Annotated in this window: 1 protein-coding gene; it reads right to left on the bottom strand. The window is 67.1% G+C overall.

Annotated elements, in window-relative coordinates; all coding sequences use genetic code 11:
* Nucleotides 1–26: 26 nt before the first annotated feature.
* Nucleotides 27–1,310 (bottom strand): IS701 family transposase, encoded by a 1,284-nt coding sequence (locus tag Aco04nite_RS48465; RefSeq protein ID WP_213003920.1) that lies wholly within the window; start codon nt 1,308–1,310, stop codon nt 27–29.
* Nucleotides 1,311–1,457: the final 147 nt, after the last annotated feature.

Genomic DNA, 1,457 nt, shown 5'->3' with positions numbered 1-1,457 from the left:
CCTAGTATGGCAGCCGCCGTTAGAGATCATGGCTGAAGTTCGAGGTTGAGACGGCGGGCGTAGTGAGCTCGTTTCGCCCGTGCTTGGTGTCGGCGTCGCCATGTTGACCAGCGCAGACTGTAGGCGATGCTGTGGGTCGGCCGGATCAGGAGGACGTTGATCAGGCGGCGGATCTCGTTGACGGTCAGCTCGATCATGTCGTCTTGACCGTGGTGCTCTGGGGTGCGGCTGGTAGCGGTGCAGAGCGCGAGGATGGCGAGGGCGGCCAGGGCCAACGTGGTGAACCGGTGCCACGAGGTCCAGCGGCGGACCTGATGCTGGTCAAGGCCGACTTGGCCCTTGCCGGCTTGGAACGACTCTTCGACGGTCCAGCGGATACCGGCGACACGCACGAGCTGAGCGAGGGTGACCGGGCCAGGTGTCCAGCATCGGTAGAAGGCCAGCTCACCGGTCGAATTGTTGCGGCGGATCAGCAGGCTGTGCCGCCCGTCGTCGTCGGGGTCACCGTCAGCGCCGACGTCGGCCAGCCAGGCCCAGTCGTAGAACCGTGGTCCTTTCGACCCGTCACCGGCACTGCGCCGGGTCCACCCGGTTGCGGGCAGATCGGCGGCCAACTGGTCGGCGCGGCAGCGGGTCTTGCCGGCGCCGATCGGCACGAGATGATCGCGGGAGACTGCCAGGACGTAACCCAGACGCAGGGCGCGGAGCCGGGCCCGCAGGCCGGTGTTGTTGCCGTAGGCCTCGTCCGCCGCGACCCACCTGGCCGGGACCAGGGCGTCCACCGCAGCGGTGATCATGTGATCGGCTAACTCGGAGCGGGTCGCGAACGTAATGTCGTCGGGGACACCAGCCTGCTGACACCGTTGGCGGTCGCCGGTCCAGGACTTCGGCAGGTAAACCCTGCGGTCGATCAGGGTGTGGCCGTGCCGGCTGGCATAGGCCAGGAACACGCCGACCTGGGCGTTCTCGATTCGTCCGGCGGTGCCGGTGTATTGACGCTGGACGCCGACGGTGTGCGTGCCCTTCTTCAGGTCGCCGGTCTCGTCAACAACCAGGACCCCGTCGGGGTCTCCTAGACGGTCCGCCACGACCTGCCGCACATCGTCACGCACCGCGTCGGCATCCCACTTCGCCCGATACAGCAGCCTCTGCATCGCATCCGGCCGGCCATGTCCGGCTTGCTCTGCGAGCTGCCAGCACGTCTTGATTTCCAGGTCGGTGAGCAGGCCGGTGACGAACTGGGCGGCCGCCCGGCGGGGCTCGACCCGGCCGAACCGGCCCGCGAACGCGTCAGTGACCAGGTCAATCATTGCCCGCCACCGGGCAGGTTCTAAGCTATGACCTTCGGCCACCGCAAGGTCTGATGTTGTGTCCACAACGCACAGACGATCATGCGGTGGCCGTCCTTGTTCCCGCGGGATCCGAGGTCACCTCACGAACGGCGGCTGCCGTACTAG

Source organism: Winogradskya consettensis, from assembly GCF_018332715.1.
Taxonomy (GTDB): Bacteria; Actinomycetota; Actinomycetes; order Mycobacteriales; family Micromonosporaceae; genus Actinoplanes; species Actinoplanes consettensis.
The sequence above is the reverse complement of the archived record's forward strand: the minus strand, read 5'-3'. Positions and strand labels throughout refer to the sequence as shown.